Source organism: Geobacillus sp. CCR, assembly GCF_052906625.1.
Genome location: NZ_JBREBQ010000029.1, coordinates 19,233 through 39,431 on the forward strand (window position 1 = coordinate 19,233; position 20,199 = coordinate 39,431).

The 20,199-nt window shown below is 45.1% G+C and carries 12 protein-coding genes, 1 tRNA gene and 2 pseudogenes; 13 read left to right on the forward strand and 2 right to left on the reverse strand.

The window, feature by feature from the left end:
• Positions 1–28: 28 nt before the first annotated feature.
• A pseudogene (locus ACVBDQ_RS13790) lies at positions 29–374 on the reverse strand (hypothetical protein).
• 275 nt (positions 375–649) lie between these two features.
• Here ACVBDQ_RS13790 and ACVBDQ_RS13795 point away from each other — a divergent pair.
• A complete protein-coding gene (locus ACVBDQ_RS13795) occupies positions 650–1,816 on the forward strand; it encodes a HEAT repeat domain-containing protein (RefSeq protein WP_047757779.1) in 1,167 nt (388 codons plus the stop codon).
• 62 nt (positions 1,817–1,878) lie between these two features.
• Here the strand turns inward: ACVBDQ_RS13795 and ACVBDQ_RS13800 are convergent, their stop codons facing one another.
• A complete protein-coding gene (locus ACVBDQ_RS13800; protein WP_014195545.1) occupies positions 1,879–2,646 on the reverse strand; it encodes a DODA-type extradiol aromatic ring-opening family dioxygenase in 768 nt (255 codons plus the stop codon).
• 751 nt (positions 2,647–3,397) lie between these two features.
• Here ACVBDQ_RS13800 and ACVBDQ_RS13805 point away from each other — a divergent pair.
• The 12 genes and pseudogenes from ACVBDQ_RS13805 (at position 3,398) to pglX (ending at position 20,139) form a co-directional block, all read left to right on the forward strand.
• A tRNA-Arg gene (locus ACVBDQ_RS13805) sits at positions 3,398–3,470 on the forward strand.
• 333 nt (positions 3,471–3,803) lie between these two features.
• Positions 3,804–4,148, forward strand: a complete 345-nt coding sequence (locus ACVBDQ_RS13810; RefSeq protein ID WP_230581431.1) for a hypothetical protein — start codon at positions 3,804–3,806, stop codon at positions 4,146–4,148.
• Between the two features lie 771 nt (positions 4,149–4,919).
• Positions 4,920–6,599 carry an MrcB family domain-containing protein gene (locus ACVBDQ_RS13815; protein WP_047757768.1) on the forward strand — a complete coding sequence of 560 codons (1,680 nt, stop codon included), beginning with the start codon at positions 4,920–4,922 and terminating at the stop codon, positions 6,597–6,599.
• Positions 6,568–9,117, forward strand: coding sequence for a restriction endonuclease-like protein (locus ACVBDQ_RS13820; protein ID WP_318549139.1), 2,550 nt, complete (start codon positions 6,568–6,570; stop codon positions 9,115–9,117). The genes ACVBDQ_RS13815 and ACVBDQ_RS13820 overlap by 32 nt, the downstream gene beginning before the upstream one ends.
• Before the next feature lie 561 nt (positions 9,118–9,678).
• On the forward strand, positions 9,679–9,972 hold the full coding sequence (locus ACVBDQ_RS13825) for a helix-turn-helix domain-containing protein (RefSeq protein WP_023634085.1): 294 nt from the start codon (positions 9,679–9,681) through the stop codon (positions 9,970–9,972).
• Positions 9,973–10,413: 441 nt separating this feature from the next.
• Entirely contained in the window at positions 10,414–10,539 is a 126-nt protein-coding gene (locus ACVBDQ_RS13830) for a hypothetical protein (protein ID WP_255404861.1), read from the forward strand.
• A gap of 284 nt (positions 10,540–10,823) precedes the next feature.
• A pseudogene (locus ACVBDQ_RS13835) lies at positions 10,824–11,276 on the forward strand (UPF0236 family transposase-like protein); the annotation flags it as partial.
• Positions 11,277–11,352: 76 nt separating this feature from the next.
• Positions 11,353–13,815, forward strand: coding sequence for an RNA polymerase recycling motor HelD (helD, locus tag ACVBDQ_RS13840; protein ID WP_047758491.1), 2,463 nt, complete (start codon positions 11,353–11,355; stop codon positions 13,813–13,815).
• 13 nt (positions 13,816–13,828) lie between these two features.
• Positions 13,829–14,428: a DUF1819 family protein gene (locus ACVBDQ_RS13845; protein ID WP_047758492.1), complete on the forward strand. Its 600-nt coding sequence runs from the start codon at positions 13,829–13,831 to the stop codon at positions 14,426–14,428.
• Positions 14,429–14,443: 15 nt separating this feature from the next.
• A complete protein-coding gene (locus ACVBDQ_RS13850) occupies positions 14,444–14,983 on the forward strand; it encodes a DUF1788 domain-containing protein (protein ID WP_015863617.1) in 540 nt (179 codons plus the stop codon).
• 20 nt (positions 14,984–15,003) lie between these two features.
• Entirely contained in the window at positions 15,004–18,570 is a 3,567-nt protein-coding gene (gene brxC, locus ACVBDQ_RS13855) for a BREX system P-loop protein BrxC (protein WP_318549141.1), read from the forward strand.
• A gap of 186 nt (positions 18,571–18,756) precedes the next feature.
• Positions 18,757–20,139 carry a BREX-1 system adenine-specific DNA-methyltransferase PglX gene (pglX, locus tag ACVBDQ_RS13860; RefSeq protein ID WP_446663272.1) on the forward strand — a complete coding sequence of 461 codons (1,383 nt, stop codon included), beginning with the start codon at positions 18,757–18,759 and terminating at the stop codon, positions 20,137–20,139.
• Positions 20,140–20,199 lie beyond the last annotated feature (60 nt).

Consider the following 20,199-nt stretch of genomic DNA (forward strand, 5'->3'; position numbering starts at 1 on the left):
GGACGGGGGCATGATGGCGGTGGAGGATTTATCGAGCGTGAAGCAAATGGCGGATTTTTCGATCATGCTGGGCGATTTTGACGGAGTGGAAGTCGACCGTTTCTTGTGAGTTCCACGCGGATGTGGCCGAGTTTCGCTTCGAGCCGTTCGAACCGTTCGTTCACGGTGCGCTCCAACTGGGCAATCTGCCGCTCAAACCGTCCATCCATCTCCTCGATGCGCTTGTCCATTTCATCCGTTTTTTCATTCAACGCTTGGACTTGGCGTTGAAGCGAGTCGAATTTCTCATGGAGCGCTTCGAACTGCTTGCGCATATCCGCCGCGTACAAATCAAGCACTTGCAAAATTTGCGCCAATATCGTTTTTTCTTCCACCCTCTTCACCTCCTTCCATTTCTAGCATATCAAACAAGCGAGTTTGCGAGAAGGAAAAACGGTTTCAAATCAAGCGGATTTTGTCTATGATAGAGGAGGAGATGCTGTGATGTTTGAAATGACCAAGAGCTCCTTTGGCTGCCCATTTCCATCGCATCGGCCGCTGCTTGTGTTCCATGTATGAAGGAAGAACCCGCAAGCCCGTCGCGAGGAGGTTGAATGTCGATATTCTGTCAGCGACGGGGGTGAAATTTCAGAAAAAAGAAGGTGTGATCATGTCCTTTATTCAAACAATCGAGCCGCATTTGTTTAGCGACCATCCTGTCCTCCGCCAGTTTGCGTTTGACGCAATCGAAGAGTATCCGGATATTCCAGCCGCGCTTGTGGAGCGTTTGGTGGATGAGGCTGTAACGGCGGACAACGAAGAAACACGGAGGATGATTTTGCACGGCATCTCCAAACAGCCGTTGACCGACCGAGCGCTTGAGCAGTTGTTGAGCATGAAAGATGCAGCGAAGTACATCCGTTGGTTTTTCCCGTTTCCAGCCGCCCAGCTCGAAAAATACGGAGAACAGCTGCTCCCTCACTTCCCGCGGTCTTGGCAGCGAGCTGTCCGCCTTGCTTTAGAAGGAACGGAAGATGACGTATGGGAACACTATTTTTCAGTGCTTTCGCATTTGCACGAGGAAGAGTTTCACAATCACGATTGGTTTTTAGTAGCCAAGCAAGCCGTGCGCATTCTCGTTGAACGCGGATGGATGACGAAGGAAGATATCGGTCTGACATGGATGAAAAACGAGCAACAGCCTTGGTTTTCGTATGACGGCATTTTGGCGGTGTATGCGGTCTCGCTCGTCGGCGCCGCTGAATATATTCCCCGCCTCGCCCGACTGTTGGAACAACAAGACGGTGATGTGCTTGTTGATCAAGCCGTTTCCACCTTATCGATGTTCCAACGTGAAGAAACGATCGAAGCGGTGCGCCCATATGCGTTTCAGGAAGACACGGCGCTGTCCGCTATTCATGTGCTCGCCAACATCAAATCTAAACAGGCCGTGCGTGTATTGCGAGAAGTCTTTTCCAAACAGCGCGATGATGACCTCCAAGCATTTTGCTTTGAGGCGCTTTGCCATCAGCTGGATAAAGAGGCGCTCCCAGAAGTAGAGCAGTATGTAAAAAGAGCGGAAAAACGAGGGCGTTCTTGGATGATTGATGTCGAACAGAACGCGTACGCCTATTATACGATTCTAGAGATCGATCACCCGAAGCTGGAAACGTGGAAAGCCATTGCCGAGCAGCGGTATCGCCATTTTCAAGCCGTGCTGCAAACACCTCCGCGGCCGACCAACATCCCATACCGCCGAAAAGAGCAAAAAATCGGCCGCAACGACCCATGTCCGTGCGGCAGCGGGAAAAAGTATAAAAAGTGCTGTGGCAAATGAGAACGCTGCTTTGTCTCAAAGAAACGGCCCGTCCCCACGCGGTGGCGTCGGAGGCGGGCCTTTTAAAAAGACACAGCCATGAGGCTTAAGCTTCCATATTGATATTCTCGGAACAACACGCGCGGCGCTTGGTCGCGATCGCCTGCGCCGTAAGCGATCCAATACGGCGCGAGGTGTTCGGGGGTCGGTACGGCCTGCTTGGCGTAAGGTGCTTTTTCTTCATAATGGAATACATCCTCACTGCGGGCGGCTGACTCGCGCAACAGCCAGTCATCAAAAGCGGCCGCCCAGCTTTCTGCCTCCGCATGCCCTTCCCAACGGAGCGCCATCAAATTGTGCACCGTCCCGCCGCTGCCGATGACCATCAATCCTTCGTCACGCAATGGACGCAGCGCCTCACCAAGCTGGAACAATTGCTTCGGCGTCCACCACGGCACGACCGACGCTTGCACAATCGGGATGTCAGCGTTGGGAAATAGGCGGTGCAACAACACCCAAGAACCGTGATCCAGCCCGCGCGTGGAATCAACGGCCACTTCCGCCACACCAGCGAGACGCTCGCGCACGCGCTCCGCCCACTCGACCGACCCGCGCGCCGGATAAACCACTTCATACAGCTCGCGCGGAAACCCGGAAAAATCATAAATCATGTCATACGTCCCCTCAACCGCCGAAACCGTCGGTTGGCGCGTCATCCAATGCGCTGTAAAGATGACGACCGCCTGCGGGCGAATTCCTTCCCCAAGCTTTTTCAAAAACGCCGTATACGCATTGTCTTCGATCGCCAACATCGGCGAACCGTGGGCGAGAAACAGGGCAGGGGGGTTCATCGTTCCATTCCTCCCTTGAGTCATATTGACAGATCAACACTTTGCGGCCTGATGCCGCCTCTAGAAGGTTGGTGAAAAACCACTGTTTGACTTGATCGATGATTGAACGCGCGAACATAGAGGCTGATGCAACAAGTTTTTTCTACTTGAGAACCGATTTCCAGAAGCGGTTGCGCAAGTAAATCACCAACCTCCTAGAGAGCTGGTGAAAAATTTGTTTTTTGCTTGAACCGGTGGCAGTTCATCAGAAAGGGGGACAGATCTGACAAGGCTTCCCTAATTGAAAAAAATAATGGGGATGAGCCGCCTTTTTCATTCCTCGTCGGCCTTTCTAGACGATTCGACGAAAAACGGTGTATGGGCCGCTTCCCTTGCCAATCCCCTTACCCTTAGTGTAGCATAAGCATCCTTTGCCATTCTATGCACTTGCAAAACTTTTCCTTGTCCATTTAACCTTTTAAAACAGCAAAAAATCAGTTATAATATACCCGTCTGACACGCCATAAACGGTATGCATCAACAAACATGACTAGAGCCTGCCCCCAGTTCACTGGCAACCAAACAATGAACATATTCTCAAACTGGCCGCGCGTTTGATCGGTTGCACAGCGCCAAAGGCAAGGAGCGGTCTCGTTTCGATGTTTTTCCTCAAAAAACCAGGAACGGATCAAACAATCGGAATTCTCGACGTCTCGAGGGGATGGAGTCTCTCCCCTAGCCGTCCCAGCGCTTAGGTGTACATTCTTATCATGGCCCCGTAGCTCAGTGGATAGAGCGTCGGTTTCCTAAACCGTGCGTCGGAGGTTCGAATCCTCTCGGGGCCGTTCCAACGATCCGACTAGTTCGGATTAAAATTCTTAAACCCCTTGATACGACTGCGTTTGCAGTCATTTTCCATTTTTTTGGAATCCGAAAAAATACGATAGAATTTGAAAAAATTTTGCACGAATTTTGCACGGCTATTTGGCATGATGCAGTTCCTCCATTGCCAGATCAACTTGGCGGAATCCTTTTTGCTTCATTCCCTTCTATTCTAGAAACAGTCAAGTACCACTTTTGGCGAAGATCCAAAATGATATGTATTTGGACATAAATGGTAACCCGGTGGCAAAGGGATCAAAAGCTTCGCATATTGTGATTAATAGGGGGAAGAAATGATGAGAATATCTGATTTTCTTAAAAGATATAATTTACATGGGAGTTTAATTAATAATGTGGAATATGATTCCACTACAAAAAGAGTATCTATTGAAACTGAGTTATGTAAATGGCAGCAATTTGATTATGACGAAACTAAAGATCCTGAAATGATTGAGGGATTCATTGTTTTTGAAGATGTAACATATTTTGAAACAGATTGCGTTAAAGACTTTGATGCTGATGAAATATTGGAAGCGGTGCTTATTTCCGAAACTCCATCGCTTGAAAAAGTTAAAATAGTAACCGATGGGGTGAACATCATCATTATTGAGGCAGGGAATGTAGAGTGGCACTCACTTTGAGTTCAATGCTTGAGGAAAAGAACATTAAAATGTATACAGCGCATACAGTTGTATCGAACGATATTGCTTCATACAGTTTCGAGAAACAAAGGGAGGATGACATCACATATGAAGATGAACCGCCTCGCGAAATAAAGCTGGTGAAGGTGGATGGTACGTATGGAACGTATCGCGTCGAGGAGAAGATGAAGCCGAGTGATGTGGTGGGGTGTGCTTTGTTATCGTTTTACTTATAGCTTATTTTAGCTAAACAAAAGGCGGATCTCTCCGCCTTTTCGCACGAGATAGCAACTCAAAAGAATTTTGCACAAATTTTGCACAACACAAAAGAATGTGTCGCTCAAACATTGAAATATCAATACTTTTCGGTAAATGGTTATTATCCTCTCGGGCCGCTAGTGAAAACCCTTGCGATGCGGGGGTTTTTTCTTTATCTCCCGCCATATTCGCCGCAGCTCACCCCGATCGAGCGTTTGCGGAAATGGCGGAAAGATCCTGTCATGGCGAATGTATTTCATAAAGAACGAAACGATATCATGCAAGCCTTTGATCGATGGCTTATATCCATGAACATCCGGAGAAGGTGCTGCAGCGCTTGGGGGATGGGGCGTGATGAGAAGTCCACTCTTCATGTTGCATGTATATACATAAAGAACGCCTGCTCGTGACGAAAGAAGCGGCTCTCTCACTAGTTGAGAGAGCCGCTTTTTTAGTAGAATAGAAGAAAAATAGAAACGAAGAATAACATTTCTATACGAAGGAGTTATTCCCATGTCATTGCACGATCTTTTCCGCCAAGTGATGGCCATTTACGAACAAGAAAAACGCGAAAAACTGTCAAAAGAGCGACGGTCGTTTCAGCTGGTGACACGAGCGATTCCAGAGGCGTTGAAAACATTGCCTTTCTTACCGCCTGACCGGTATGTGGTGAAAGGTTCTGTCGGTCAAGGGGTGTGGACTGACGTGCCGTGGGTGGCGGTGATGGATCAAGAGGTGACGGATTCGACGCAACGCGGGTATTATATCGTCTACTTATTCAGTGAAGATATGCGCCGGCTCTATTTGACGCTCGCCCAAGGAGTGACGGAGACGCCGAAAGACGAAATGGAGCGGGTGAAGCGGGACATCCGCCAACTCATTCCCGCTGAAGAACGCGTGCGGACGAATGATGACATCCGTCTTGGCGAAAGCAAACGGGCGAAAGACTACGAACGGTCGGTGGCGGCGTATATCGCCTATTCGTTTGACGATCTGCCATCCAATGAACAACTCGCGCGCGACCTCGAAACGATGATCGGTTATTACCGACAGTATGTGGAGCGAACAGAACCGATGGCACCGCCCGAGCAGGCCCTTTCCTATCGGGAGGCGGTTGAGCATATTCATTCATACATATCCGCCAAAGGGTTTTACTATACGAAAGAGGAAGTGACCAACCTCTTTCTATCGTTAAAAACAAAACCGTTTGTCATCTTGTCCGGCATTTCTGGAACCGGGAAAACAAAAATTGTTCAATGGCTCGCCGAGAGCGTCGGCGCGACGGAAGACAACGGTCGCTTCACCTTAATTCCCGTCCGCCCGGATTGGCACGACGGCTCGGACTTGCTTGGCTATGTCGACATTAAAGGCGATTTCAAGCCCGGGCCGCTCACCAACGTCATCATCGAAGCGGGGAAGCATCCGGACAAGCCGTATTTCGTCGTGTTGGATGAGATGAACCTCGCCCGCGTTGAGCATTATTTCAGCGATGTCTTAAGCGTCATGGAAAGCCGCCGCTGGGAAGACGGGCGCATCACCTCGTCACGGTTGCTGCCGAGAGAAACAGCAGGGTGCGATCTTTTTCTCCCGCCGAACGTCTACATCATCGGCACGGTCAACATGGACGAGACGACCCACCCCTTCAGCAAAAAAGTGCTCGACCGGGCGAACACGATCGAGTTCAACCGCGTCCAGCTCGACCATCTCGATTTTTTGCGCGACTTGCCGACCGTCGCGCCCCTGTCAATCGGACAGGAGCTGTTCGCGGCGCGGTATTTGCATTTGAAAGATGTGTACGCACGCTGCCCAGAGCTTGTTGAAACGGTGACGAAACAGCTCGTGGAGATCAACCGCATCCTCGCGCCGCTCGGCGCGCATATCGGCTACCGCGTCCGCGATGAAATTTGTTTCTACCTTGCGTATAACGAAGAAGGAAAGCTGATGGAATTTGACAAGGCGTTCGACTATTGCCTGATGCAAAAAATTTTGCCGCGCCTTTCGGGAAGCGACGTGCGGCTCGAAACAGCGCTCAAGCAGCTGTTTGTCCTGTGCGCCGGTTTTGAACCGGACGGTGAATACAGCGGCGTGCTTGATGTTTCGTATGCCCGTTATCCAAAAAGCGCGGAGAAAATTTGGCAGATGCTGCGGAGGTTAGAGGACGATGGCTTCACTTCGTTCTGGCTTGGGGCGTGACGACTATGAGCTCGTCCATATCGAAACGAAACAGCTCACGCTCGTAATCAAAGGAAAGCCGTACCACGAACAATACGAAGGGCTCAAGCAGTACCGCCGCCTCGATTTCCACGAGACGATGGAGTTTTTCGCAAGCGGCGAAGGGGTGCGGAGCGTCAAGCTGTTTGACGTGGACGCTGGCGAGCTTGTCGACTGGTCGGGCGGCCACCGCCCGATTTTCTTTGAAAACGGCGTCTATCAGCTGCTCGTCGTTCCGAAAACCGACCGGGTGCTCTCCTTTTACCATGAGTCGCCAGCGCTGAGAAACGCCATCAGCCTGGTGGACATCGGCGGCCAAGCGGTGTTGATGGGAAATCTCCATTTCCCGAATGAAGTCGGGCTGTCGACATTCGAAATCCGCGACGGCCACCGCTCCGTTTTGGACGTGACGATCGAAATTTTCCCGACGAAGCTGACATATAAACAAGACTACCAAATCCTTCTTGACGAAGTCAGCGAAGAAATTTACAACTTGGCGTTTCACTTCATCAAGCGCACGTACCAGCGAGCGAAGGCGAAGAGGGACGGCGCGCCGTCAAGAAGTGAATTTTTCCGGCTTATGGAGGCGCATATCGGCGATTTTTTGCAGGCCATTCGCCATATCGAGCGGCAGCCGCACCATCAACTGTCGACCGTCCATGTGAGGGTGCGCGGCGACCAGCTCGGCCGTTTGGATGCGGCAGGACGGAATGATTTGCGCAAGCGGCCGCACGTGTTCCGTGACGTCAAGCGCGGCATCGACATCGGAAGTCGAACCGTCATGCCGCAATCGGGGCTCAAAGCGAAAAAAGAACTGACGTACGACACGCTCGAAAACCGGTTCGTCAAATGGATGATGACGCGCCTTGTCGAGAAGCTGCTCGATTTGTTCGAACACGTGCAAGGGAAGCAAAAGCGATACGAAACGGAACCGGATCCGGGTTTGCTTGAGCGCATCCAATCGATGATCCGCGCGCTCGAAACTCGGCTTCGTCACTCTTTTTGGCGGCCGATCGGGCGGCTTGACCGCTCCGTCATGAGCCTCGTCCTGCAAATGGCGCCCGGGTACCGCGACGCCTATCAGCTGTTTCTCATCATCACCCGCGGCCTCGCCTTGCAAGGGAAGCTGTACCGAATGTCCGTCAAAGACGTGGCGACGCTGTACGAGTATTGGACGTTTTTGAAGCTCGGGCAGCTTCTCGGGAAAAAATACAAACTCATCAGCCAAAATGTCATCCAAGTGAACCGCTTAGGGCTGTTCGTCAATCTCGAAAAAAACCGCTCCGCCAAGCGGGTGTACGAACATCCGTACACCGGAGAGCGAATCACGCTGACCTATCAGCCGTACGAAGGAAGGCTGCCAACCGTCCCGCAAATGCCCGACACGGTTCTGGCGATTGAAAAGAAGGGAAAAGACTATACATTCAACTACATTTTCGACGCTAAATACCGCCTGGACTTCGCCGTTTCGGGCAGCTCATACGAAAAACGGTACGGAATGCCGGGCCCGATGGAAGACGACATCAACACGATGCACCGCTACCGCGATTCGCTTGTCGCCCGCCGCGGCGGCCCATACGAGCGCACCGCCTTTGGCGCCTACGTGCTCTTCCCGTGGCATGACGAAGACAGCTACCAAGCGCACCCGCTGTACAAAAGCATCAACGACGTCAACATCGGCGGCCTGCCGTTTTTGCCGAATGCCACCCGCCTGGTCGAGCAGTTCATCGAGCGGCTGATTGAAAAGAATCCCGAAGAACTGCAACAAGAAGGCATCTTGCCGCAAGGGGTCATCGAAGAATGGCGGTCGGCTTTCGATGAGCATGTGCTTGTCGGCATGGTGCCAAGCGCGCGGCATTACGAAGCCTATGTGAAGCACCGCTTCTACCACATCCCAGTCAAGCAGCTGAAAAAAGGCTGGCAAAACGCGCGCTACATCGCCCTTTACCCGAAACAAGGAGCTGCCCCGCAAAACGGGGTCACGTGCTTTGGCAAAATCACCGCTGTGAACATCGTCAAGCGCTCGGCCATCACCGAACTGCCGAAACGAAGTGATGACGAATACGTTCGCTTCGAAGTCGAAAGCTGGCACTTTCTCCAACACGTCATCCGCCCCGTCGGCTACGGCATCGCCGTCTATGCGATGACGACGCTCAACACGCTCAAACAGGCGAAAGAACTGCCGGAACTGTTCATGAAATCAAGCGAGGAAATCGCCCTTTGGCGCATACTGCGGCGGCTGTCCGACCGCATCCGCTTCGACCTTGACGCCCGCTACTTGGATCAGGCGTCCAAGATCACCGCGTACCGCGTCAAAAACGTGTCCATCCGCCTGGAAAGCGGCCGACTCATCATCACAAACGGCGCAAAGTACAAAACAATCCCCGCCGACCTGCTCCGCAAGCAGCCGTCGGCCGTGTTTCGCGAAGTGGTGGGGATGATGGGGGAGGGAAGGATGCATGGCCATGTGGGTATGATCGAGAGACAAGGCTGGGTCTGATGATCCATGTCTGTTTCAATCCATTTTGGCATGTATAAATGATTGCATGTCAGTAGCATAAATGCTATCATTGTGTATAATGATTGGTAAAGGGTAGAGGATATTGTTTGAGGTAATATACACAGGAAATGTAAAGGAATTTGAAAATCATCTACTGAGTAAAGCCGAGCAAGAACTTAGACAAAAAGGTCGTCCGGGTATATGGTGTCATGTTGCTGATGTATATGCAAGGCAACTTACGATTATTCAACGTAATCCATATCCGTCTGATCCGGAGAACAACGGCTTTCCGGATGATATCATCCCTCCGTCGTTGAAACATCTTCGCATGAATACTCGTTATGATCATTTTTACAGATGGGGTATAAGAGGTGGAAGAACTGGAAATCACAGAATTATATTTGCGATTCACAATTTTTCAAAAGTCATATTGCTTCATTATTTTGACAAGCAGTATAACGGAGCGATAAGACGAGAGGATATTGTGCCGGCTGAATCAGCATATGAACGTTATTGCGCTTTCGACCCTTGCCTTTATTAATGGACTGGGAGGGAAAAACAATGAGTGATTTTTTTAAGAAATATGCAGCCATTCGAGGCGAGCAACATGTTCAAAAACTTCGATTGGAAGGAACGATAGCTGCACAGATTAAAACAAGACGAAAGCAGCTGAATATGTCTCAACAGGAACTGGCAGATCGCATTGGAGTTCCAAAATCCACGATTGGGAGAATTGAATCGGGGCTTACAAGTCCTAGGGTAGAGACGCTTTTTAAAATTTCGCAGGCATTGAATACTCCTTTCATCATTGATGGTACAAGCAGACAGGATCATAACCTGAATGTTCGGGTTTAGCGCATAATAGGGAAATCGATGAGTTCTTTGATCAACTGAGAGTACATGTGAATTTTCCTCCGATGATTTGGCTCGGTCTCCTTTACCATACGGGAAAATTCGCATTTTTTGTATCCTCTATTTTCCCAATGCGCACCTATCTTGCCGTAAATGATCAAGTACAACTTGTGGTGAAGAGCCGGAAAAGCTTAATCACTCACTTTTTGCACCCTCCCGACGAAAATCGGGAGGATTTTTTGCGCCCATCGTTGATGGAGAGGCTGGATGTCTTGCTCCTTGACGTCGAGTTCGATCAATTCGTTCCTAGATCGAAACAGAGCCCTCGTTCTTAAGCTGTGTCTATGATAATCAATCTATAGTTTCGACAAATTTCAACAACATCCTACCAGTTGTTTTCGTAAAATAAAACCATAAAGAAAAGAAACAAGGAGCCATTCGTGCATGAAGACAAAAGGGATGATTGACAACAGACAAAACGGCCTAGTCGGCGATGCGTTGAAAGCGCATATCACAAAAGGCAGCAAACTATCGATTGCGGCGGCGCATTTTACAGAAAAAGCCGTCTGAAAGCACATGGTTTCAATCATGGGATGAAAGACGGCATTGCTCGGTAATCCCTTAATAGGATTGTTTAGAGCAACCTCTTTTGTCGTGTGAGTAAAATATTTGTGGGTGACATTCCGAAATGATCCCCTGACGAGGGTTACCAACTCTTATTCGTAATTCCTGTCGGGGCCACCCAGTGAAGCGTGGTAGAAGCCAAAACATGCAAAAAGGACTCTCTTCCTGTTATGATGGTGATTATCAGCATCAACCGAAAACAGGAGGGAGAGAGTCCATGAAACATTTTACTCCATGAAGGGACGGGGGACGTGTGGGAACGGTTTGAGGAGTGGCTGATGCAGGAATATGCCTATGATCCGTGCCGGGACCTGTTGGTCATCAACGGCGATGCGGCGTCGTGGATCACGGCCTGCCGAGAGTATTTTGGAAAGCGGGTGTGCTTTCAGCTGGATCGATTTCATGTGGCGCGGGAGCTGCGTCAGTGTCTGTCCGGCCATCCGCGTTGGCGAGAGGTGCGGAAGAAGCTGGCGAAACAAGACGAAGAAGGACTTCTCGTGGAGTTGAACAGCGCGATCGGCACGTTGAAGGACGAAGCGAAAGAACAGCAGCTGGTGACCATGATCGGCCGGATCGAGTCGATGCCGGGATGTATCCGGGACTACCGGGAGTGGCTGTCGGAGCAAGGGGTGGAGACGACCGGCATGCGTCCGATGGGCCACGCCGAGAGCGTGATGAGCCGTTAGCGGCAACATTACATAGAAGATGATACGGGTAATGCATAAGCACGTGTATTAAATAAAAACGGTGGGGATATATATGCAAGACATTATAAAAAAAGAGCAGGAACGTTTAGATGCGACAATATCTGTTATTGATGAGCTGTTAGAAAAAAATAAACAAAATATGAATAAAACTGCAAAAGATGTTGTAGAAGCACAGCTTATTGCATATGCCAAGAAAGAAGTCAAAAAGCTTCAAGATATGCGCCCCAATCCATATTTTGGGCGATTGGATTTTGAAGATGAGTTTGGAAAAGAGACCATTTACATTGGAAAAAAGGGGATTGAAAAAGATGGAGAGTTGATTGTTGTTGATTGGCGGACGGATTTAGGAAGATTATACAATGCTTACCAAGGTGTACAAAAGACTTTCCAAGTCGGAATAGAAAACAGACCGGTAACGATTCACGGAAAACGTGGTATCGTCATTAAAAATGGAAGAGTGATTAAAGTAACCGATATTGGAAAATCGGAAATCGTTGAAAATGAAAATGGCGAAAAAGTCAAATACATGGACGATTATTTAAAAGAAATTTTGACAAATACGGAAGAAGCTCATCGACTTCGGGATATTATCGCTAGCATTCAAGCCGAACAAGATGAAATTATCCGCCTGCCACTGAAAGATACGATTATCGTCCAAGGTGCGGCTGGAAGCGGAAAATCAACGATTGCGTTGCATCGCATTTCATATCTTTTATATCAATATCACGAGCAAGTCAAACCGAAAGATATTCTTATTTTAGCGCCGAACGAGATTTTCTTATCCTATATTAAAGATATCGTACCGGAAATCGAAATTGAGGGGATTGAGCAACGAACATTTTACGATTGGGCATCTACTTATTTTACCGATGTTCATGATATTCCTGACTTACATGAGCAATATGTACATATATACGGGTCAACGGAAAAAGAAGACTTGATAAAAATTGCTAAATATAAAGGATCGCTTCGATTTAAAAAGCTTCTAGATGACTTTGTTGAGTACATCGGCAATACGATGATTCCGCATGGTGACATCGTTATTGAAAGCGGGGTTATTCTTTCCAAGGAAGAAATTCATCAATTTTATCATGCCAAAGAACATTTGCCTCTCAATGTACGCATGAAAGAAGTAAAAGAGTTTATCTTAAATTGGAGCAATGAACAAATCAACATTCGCAAACAACAAATTGAAGATGAATTTGAGGAAGCGTATCGGAAATGGGTTGTAACGCTTCCGGAAGGAGAAGAAAGAAAAGCGGTATATGAAGCATTAGAAAAAGCAAAACAATTGCGTATGAAGATCTTTCAAGAAAAAATGCAACATGAAATTTCGCTTATCGTGAAAAAGATGGAAAATATCCCTGCGTTGTTAATGTATAAATCGGTGTTCCAGAAAAAAGTATTTGAGAAATTTCATCCGGATATCGATGAAGAATTGCTAAGTCTTTTACTGAAAAACGGAAGACAAATTAAACAGGAACGTTTTATGTACGAAGATATTGCCCCGCTCATTTATTTAGATGCGAAAATCAATGGAAAAAAACTGCAGTACGAACACATTGTTATTGATGAAGCGCAAGATTATAGCCCATTTCAACTTGCGATTATGAAAGATTATGCGAAATCGATGACGATATTAGGCGATATTGCGCAAGGAATCTTTTCTTTCTATGGACTTGACCGTTGGGAAGAAATAGAATCGTATGTTTTTAAAGAAAAAGAGTTTAAAAGACTTCACTTGCAGACAAGCTACCGCTCGACAAAACAAATTATGGATTTGGCCAACAGGGTGTTATTAAATAGCAATTATGATTTTCCGCTTGTCATTCCTGTAAACCGTCCAGGGGACGTTCCTACGATTAAGAAAGTTGAAAGCATCGGTGAACTTTATGATGAAATAGTAAATTCGATACGATTATTTGAAGAAAAGGGTTATAAAAAAATTGCGATTTTAACAGCGTCCAAACAAGGAGCCATTGATACATATGACCAATTAAGGAGACGTCAAATTACGCAAATGGAAGTGATTACAGAAGGAAACCAAGCGCTTAAAGAGAAAATTGTTATTATTCCTTCTTATTTAGTCAAAGGACTTGAGTTTGATGCGGTGATTATCGAAGATGTTAGCGACGAGACATTTAAAGATGAAACACAACATGCTAAGATGTTGTATATGTCTATTACTCGCGCTCATCACGACTTACATCTATTTTACCGTGGAAATATATCGCCACTATTGGAAGAGCGAGACCCCAGCGCGCCGCCAAAACCGCGAAAATCGTTTGCCGACTGGTTAATTACGGATATAAACGATCCGTATGTGGAACCACAAGTGGAAGCGGTAAAGCGTTTGAAAAAGGAAGATATGATTCGATTATTTGATGACGAAGAAGAAGAGTTTGTTGAAGAAGCGTTTGAAGATGATCGCGAACGATATTACGATTTCCATGCTTGGTTAAAAGTTTGGCGCCGCTGGGCGGAAATGCGAAGACAATTAGACGAAAAATCGTAAAGGTTGGGATGTAGTGTTGAAGAAATATTCCGGTGGGTTTACAGCGGAACACCTTTATAGAAATGAAATGAAAATCATTGTTCATTTACAACTACAAGGGTTATCGAAAGAGGAAATAAAGAAAAAAGTTTTTGAAGAAAATTTACTTCATTGTCGCAGTGAAGCGGCAATAAAAGATCTATTTCCTCGCGTTTATCGGCGAGCCGAAGTCCTTGATCAGCAGCTAAAGTTTTTTCTAATACATGGAGCACGTTCCGACCAAAACGCGCTCCTGCTATATGCATTTTTAAAACGTTTTGCGTTTCCTCGTGATTTTGTTTTGGAAGTGATCCATTATAACATGAAAAGATTTAAGTCAACGGTATCAGAAGGAAATATTCGCACGTTTTTTGAAGAAAAGGAACAGCAATATGAACAAGTGAGAAACTGGACCGATAAAACAAAATATAAACTAAAGCAAGTGATGTTAAAAATAATAGTAGATGCCGAATTGCTTAAGAAAAATGGAAACGAATACGAAATCAAACCGATTCCATTAAGCAGAGAGTTGCGTGATTACGTCGAACGAAATCCGGTGTATCGCGACTTACTCATCTTAACATTAAACGAATAATATAGGAGGTTTGCAGTGGAGATTCAAAAAAAATTAGATCGGTTTTTTGAAGAGATTCAAAAAGATGAATTTTTGCAGATGAGAGGATTAGGAAATGAAGTACCATACTTCATTTTTGATTACGAACCGGAACATGAGTTGATTGTCCGCCAATCGATCCGATATTTTACGAATCGGATTCATTTAAACATTAAAGTGCTCAATTTATTGAAAATGGTTATTGAACTATTTGACGATATTGGATTAGAAGGGTTAAAACAATTTGAGGAAGAACAAGGAACGGAAGCCTTGTTTGACGCTTTGCGCCCAACGATCGAAGAAGAACAGCTAGTAGACAAAATTGCCGAAGCGGCAGAACAAGCACAAATCATTTTTATCACCGGGATTGGGAGTGTATTTCCATTAGTACGGGCTCATGAATTGCTAAATCAATTGCATCCGAAAGTAACCAACGTGCCAATCGTTATTTTTTATCCAGGAACATATACAGGGCAAGGCCTGAGCCTATTTAATCGTTTCGAATCCAACGGATATTATCGGGCATTTTCTATCTAATGGACAGAGGAGGGTTCGCAGTGTTACAAAACACATTTACTATTCAGGAACTGTTTAAAAAGCCGATTGACCGCGAAATTAATGGGGTAGTGCAAGCGGGACAATACGACGAAAAAGTGGTTCACAGCGAATTAGAAGAATATGTCATGACGAAAGAAATCAGCGAAAATATGAAATATTTCTTTAAAAACTACACTAATAGTTTTGATCATCCGACGACAAAAATAGGAGTATGGATTTCCGGCTTTTTTGGTTCAGGTAAATCCCATTTTCTAAAAATTTTATCCTATTTGCTCAACAACGAAACCGTATATGGCAAACGAGCGGTTGATTTCTTTACAGAAAAAACAGATGACCAAGAATTATTAGAAATGATGCAGCGCTCCGCAACGTATGATAGCCATGCAATTTTATTTAACGTTGATTCCAAATCAGCGGGCGGTAAAAAAGAAAAAGCAACTATTGTAGAAGTATTTTTAAAAGTATTTAACCAATATTTAGGATACTCTCCAACGCTTTGGATTGCCCATATCGAGCGGCAATTGGCAGACGAAGGAGTATATGAGAAATTCGTAAGACATTTTGAAGAAATAGAAGGGAAACCATGGAAGGAAGAACGGGTGCGGATTTTATTAAAACGCAAATCGTTTATTCAGGCGTTAGCTAGATTAGGGTATGACGAAGAAACGTCGGCAGGCTTCTTGGACGCGGCTAAGAAAACGTTTGAAATCAGTTCTGAAGAATTCGCGAAAATTGTTGCAAAACACGTCAAAGAAAAAGGAGACAACTACCGCCTTACGTTCCTTGTCGACGAAATCGGTCAGTATATTGGCGATGATCCGAACCTTATGTTAAATCTACAAACCGTTGTCGAAGATTTAGGAAACTATTGCCAAGGAAAAGTGTGGGTGATTGTTACTTCTCAAGAACAAATCGATGCAGTAACAAAAATTAAAGGCGCTGACAATTTTTCTAAAATTCAAGGCCGTTTCGCAACACGTATTCACTTGACGAGCTCTAATACGGATGAAGTCATTAAACGCCGTCTATTAGAAAAAAGTCCGGCAGCTGCCGATCATTTGAAAATTGAATTTGAGCAAATCGGACAAAGTTTAAACAATACGTTAACGTTTGAAAAAGATACGTGCGTGCTTCAAAGCGGATTCAAAAATGAAGAAGAATATGCGGCGATTTATCCGTTCGTCCCATATCAAGTCGAATTGTTGCAACGGGTTTTTGATAAAGTACGCCGCCAAGGGGAGGCGGGGGCTCATTTAGCGCACGGAGAACGCTCCTTATTAAACGCCTTCCAGGAAGTTGCGTTGCAATTAAAAGACCAAGATACAAACCAATTGGCCCGTTTTTCCCAATTTTATGAAACGGTTAAACGATTTTTAAGCACCTCTGTTTCGGCGACGATCGCATCGGCAGCGAAACGCGAAGGCATCACAGAGTTTGACGTTGAGGTGTTAAAAGTGTTATTTATGATCAAGGGGATCGAGCAGATTAAAGCAACGGTAGAAAATATTACCACTTTGCTTGTCGACAGTGTAGACTGCATAAAAAATGATTTAGAAAAAGAAGTTCGCCGTTCGTTAAACCGTCTTCGCCGAAACATGTTAATTGCGGAAAATGCGGATAAAACGTTCGTGTTCTTAAGCGATGACGAACAAGAGATGAATCGCGAGATTGAACACGAACATATTAACGAAGCAAATGTCATTGATGAGTTGGGCAAAATATTTTTCGAAGATATCGTGCAAATGAAATCATATCGTTATCAAAAAACACATGACTTTGAATTCAATAAAATATTTGATACGTACACTCGCGGTGGGCGAACGAATGAACTAACCCTTCAAGTATACACGGGAGATGTCACGGAAGAACAAGCGCGAGCCGAGGCAAACTCAGGCATTTTAGTCATGCATATTCCACAAGAATTTACCGAAAAGTTTTTTGAACCGATGGAATACGCGTTGAAAATCCGATCCTATGCAAATAAAAAAATTTCAACGAGCTTAACGGAAAGACAACGTAAAATACTGGATGAAAAACGCCAACAAATCACCGAATTTGAAAAGAAAGCTAAGGAAGCGCTAGCCGAAGCGGCGGTGCATGCGACTTACTATGTGCAAGGACAAGAGTACCGTTTTAACGGCAGTTTAGAAAATCAGCTGCAAAGTGCTTTTGAAATTCTTGTCCGTAATACGTACAGCTACTTAAGCTATATGGAGGAGCCGGTTCCTGTCAAAAACGCGAACGATACGATTTATGAATGGGCAACAAAAGGTCTTCCAGCGAAATTAGATGGAACGTTTGCCAACCATCTTGCGTATGACACGGTGTTTCGTTTCCTTGAACAAAGCCGCAACCGGCAAATGGTGACGATGAAATTGCTTGTAGAAAAATTTAAAAGCGCGCCTTACGGCTGGAGCGAAAACGATATTACCGGATTAGTAGCTGCTTTAATGCATGATGGAAAAATAAAATTAACGTATTTAGGAGAAAGTTTTGATACGAGTCATCCACAGTTTATTTCTCGGATTACAAAAGCGTCTGAACGCGAAAAAGTAATGATTGAGGCGCAAATCGCCATTCCAAGCCACAAACGTAAAATCGTCGTAGAAATGATGCGGGAGCTATTTAACTGCTACGATGTTGGCGACACGTATGATGAAATTGCAAAGAACATTCGCGAGCAAATGCAAAAACATTTCTTAGAACCAATAACAAAGATGCTGAAAATAAAAGAATATGAAGATCCGCAATATCCATATCCAGGCGGCATTCAGCTCGCGAAATTAAAGAATAACATTGAAGAATTGTTGTCTTATTCCAAGAGCGAGAATCTCGTTGAGGAATTCATTGAGTTGGATGAAGATTTGGAGGAATGGCTTGAGGATATACAAACTTTATCTGCGTTTTATACAAAAACGGCCATTCGCTATTTTGATGAAAGTGTCCGTCTATTAAAAGAGCGTTCGGATGATTTAGATATCGCCAAAAATCAAATGGAAGTACAAAAAATTAAAAATCAAATTGTTTCCATCTTGACAATGGATCATCCTTATCGAGAAATTCCTAATCTACCAATCTTAAACGAGAAATTAAGAACAGAACTTACGAATTTTGTAAAAAAAGAACTGGGCGCTCAGCTCGAACAAATGGAAGAAATTCGCCGCAAGATGGAAGAGTTGAAAGAGCGGTACAGCATCGAAGAGATCAAAGCAATGGTTCAACATGAATTAGAAGAGCTGCAAGTACGTATTGAACAGTTGAAGGATATGGACAGCATTTCCCGCGTCTACTCCTACACACAAATGGCGACAAACGATTTGCGTCGTTTGGAAGAAAAAGTGTATGAACTGTATGTACAATATCAGTCGGAAACGAGTGACGGCGATGATCGTCAAGTGGAAGTGCCAATCTCACGATTCATCCAAGTCATGATACCGTCCGGTCAAGTCGAAATTCGTACTGAAGATGACGTGGATCGTTTATTAGAAAAAATGAAACAGGAACTGCTAAAAGAAATTCAGAATGGAAAAGTTGTCGTCATTAAAAAGTATATAGATTCAATTTGAAGGTTTGACATTTACATGAAGAGGTTAACCTCTCCGTTATCCTGTACACCCTAAGCGCTGCAGCACTTCCTCCAAAGTCCTGTGGGCTCAATCTATAAGCTGAGCCATGGGAGGAGGAAGTTAATTGAAGGAGAAGGCAAATGTTCATTTTTCAATGAGCATGTATATAGAAGGAGTCAGGAGACAATGAACAAACGAGCATTAAAAGAATTTGCTGTTTATGCACGCAACGAACTTCGCAATCAAATTGCCTTGCGAGCACAAGCCTTTGGGATTACTCCCGAAGGCTCTCCTGTGCTTGTAACAGGTGCTGATTATGTTGAAATCAACGGCAAAAAACTGCCGTTATCTTATAAAAACGGTCTACAAAAACTGTTAAAAGAAATTGAAACAAAAGGTTATGACCAAGTGATTGAAGAAGTCGCGTACACATGGTTTAACCGCTTAATCGCGATTCGCTTCATGGAAGTGCATAACTATTTGCCATCGAAAATTCGCGTTTTATCAAGCGAAACGAAGGGAAAAGTGGATCCGGATATTTTAACCGATTATCAATATACGGACTTGCCAGTCGACAAAGAAGAGATTGCATCTCTTTTACAACAAGGAAAGCGGGAAGAAGCGTATCGGAAATTATTAATTGCTCAATGTAATGAATTGCATGAAATCATGCCGTTCTTATTTGAAAAGTTAGCGGACTATACAGAGTTATTGTTGCCTGAGTCGTTGCTACACGCGGATTCGCTGATTAACAAACTAGGCAAAGAATTAGAAGACAAAAACTTCGAACATGTAGAAGTCATTGGTTGGTTGTATCAATATTATATTTCAGAGAAAAAAGATGAAGTATTTGCGGGATTAAAGAAAAACAAAAAAATTACAAAAGAAAACATCCCAGCTGCGACGCAGTTATTTACACCACACTGGATTGTCCGCTATATGGTGGAAAACTCGCTTGGTCATATGTGGCTCGAGTCTCATCCTGAGTCGAACTTAAAAGCGGAAATGAAATATTATGTAGAGCCAGCGGAACAAGAGCCAGAAGTACAAGCGAAATTAGAAGAACTACGCAACCCAAATCTTTCACCAGAGGATATTACTGTATTAGACCCTGCTTGCGGTTCTGGTCATATTCTTGTCTATGCCTTTGACTTGTTATACAAGATTTACGAAGAACGTGGTTATCCAGCTCGTGAAATTCCGTTTCTTATTTTAGAGAAAAACTTATACGGAATTGACATTGATGATCGTGCTGCACAGTTGGCGGCATTTGCGTTAATGATGAAAGCGCGGGAGAAAACGAAAAAAGTATTTCGCCATCCGCCTGTATTGAACGTCATTTCGATACAAGAATCGAATGATATTCTCATCGATCAAGCAGCAGAATTAATTGGAGAAAACGAAACAGAAGTAGCAGAAATCAAAAGACTATTACAAACATTTATCGATGCGAAAAACTATGGTTCCATTTTACGACCGGAAAATGTTAACTTTGATAGATATTTAACTCACATTTCGCACCCTAACAAGGTCAAAACAAAGGATTTTTTATTTAGTTTTTCAGAATAACTTTTTGACCAACACAACGAGCGATGGCAATCCTTTTTTTACCATCGCTGGTCGTTCCGT

Bases quoted from the DNA above. Each gene is read 5' to 3' on its own strand.
- ACVBDQ_RS13825 (WP_023634085.1), top strand. From the start codon at position 9,679: ATGAGTGATTTTTTTAAGAAATATGCAGCCATTCGAGGCGAGCAACAT.
- ACVBDQ_RS13800 (WP_014195545.1), bottom strand. From the start codon at position 2,646: ATGAACCCCCCTGCCCTGTTTCTCGCCCACGGTTCGCCGATGTTGGCG.
- pglX (WP_446663272.1), top strand. From the start codon at position 18,757: ATGAACAAACGAGCATTAAAAGAATTTGCTGTTTATGCACGCAACGAA.
- ACVBDQ_RS13810 (WP_230581431.1), top strand. From the start codon at position 3,804: ATGAGAATATCTGATTTTCTTAAAAGATATAATTTACATGGGAGTTTA.
- ACVBDQ_RS13815 (WP_047757768.1), top strand. From the start codon at position 4,920: ATGTCATTGCACGATCTTTTCCGCCAAGTGATGGCCATTTACGAACAA.
- ACVBDQ_RS13820 (WP_318549139.1), top strand. From the start codon at position 6,568: ATGGCTTCACTTCGTTCTGGCTTGGGGCGTGACGACTATGAGCTCGTC.
- ACVBDQ_RS13795 (WP_047757779.1), top strand. From the start codon at position 650: ATGTCCTTTATTCAAACAATCGAGCCGCATTTGTTTAGCGACCATCCT.
- ACVBDQ_RS13830 (WP_255404861.1), top strand. From the start codon at position 10,414: ATGAAGACAAAAGGGATGATTGACAACAGACAAAACGGCCTAGTCGGC.
- helD (WP_047758491.1), top strand. From the start codon at position 11,353: ATGCAAGACATTATAAAAAAAGAGCAGGAACGTTTAGATGCGACAATA.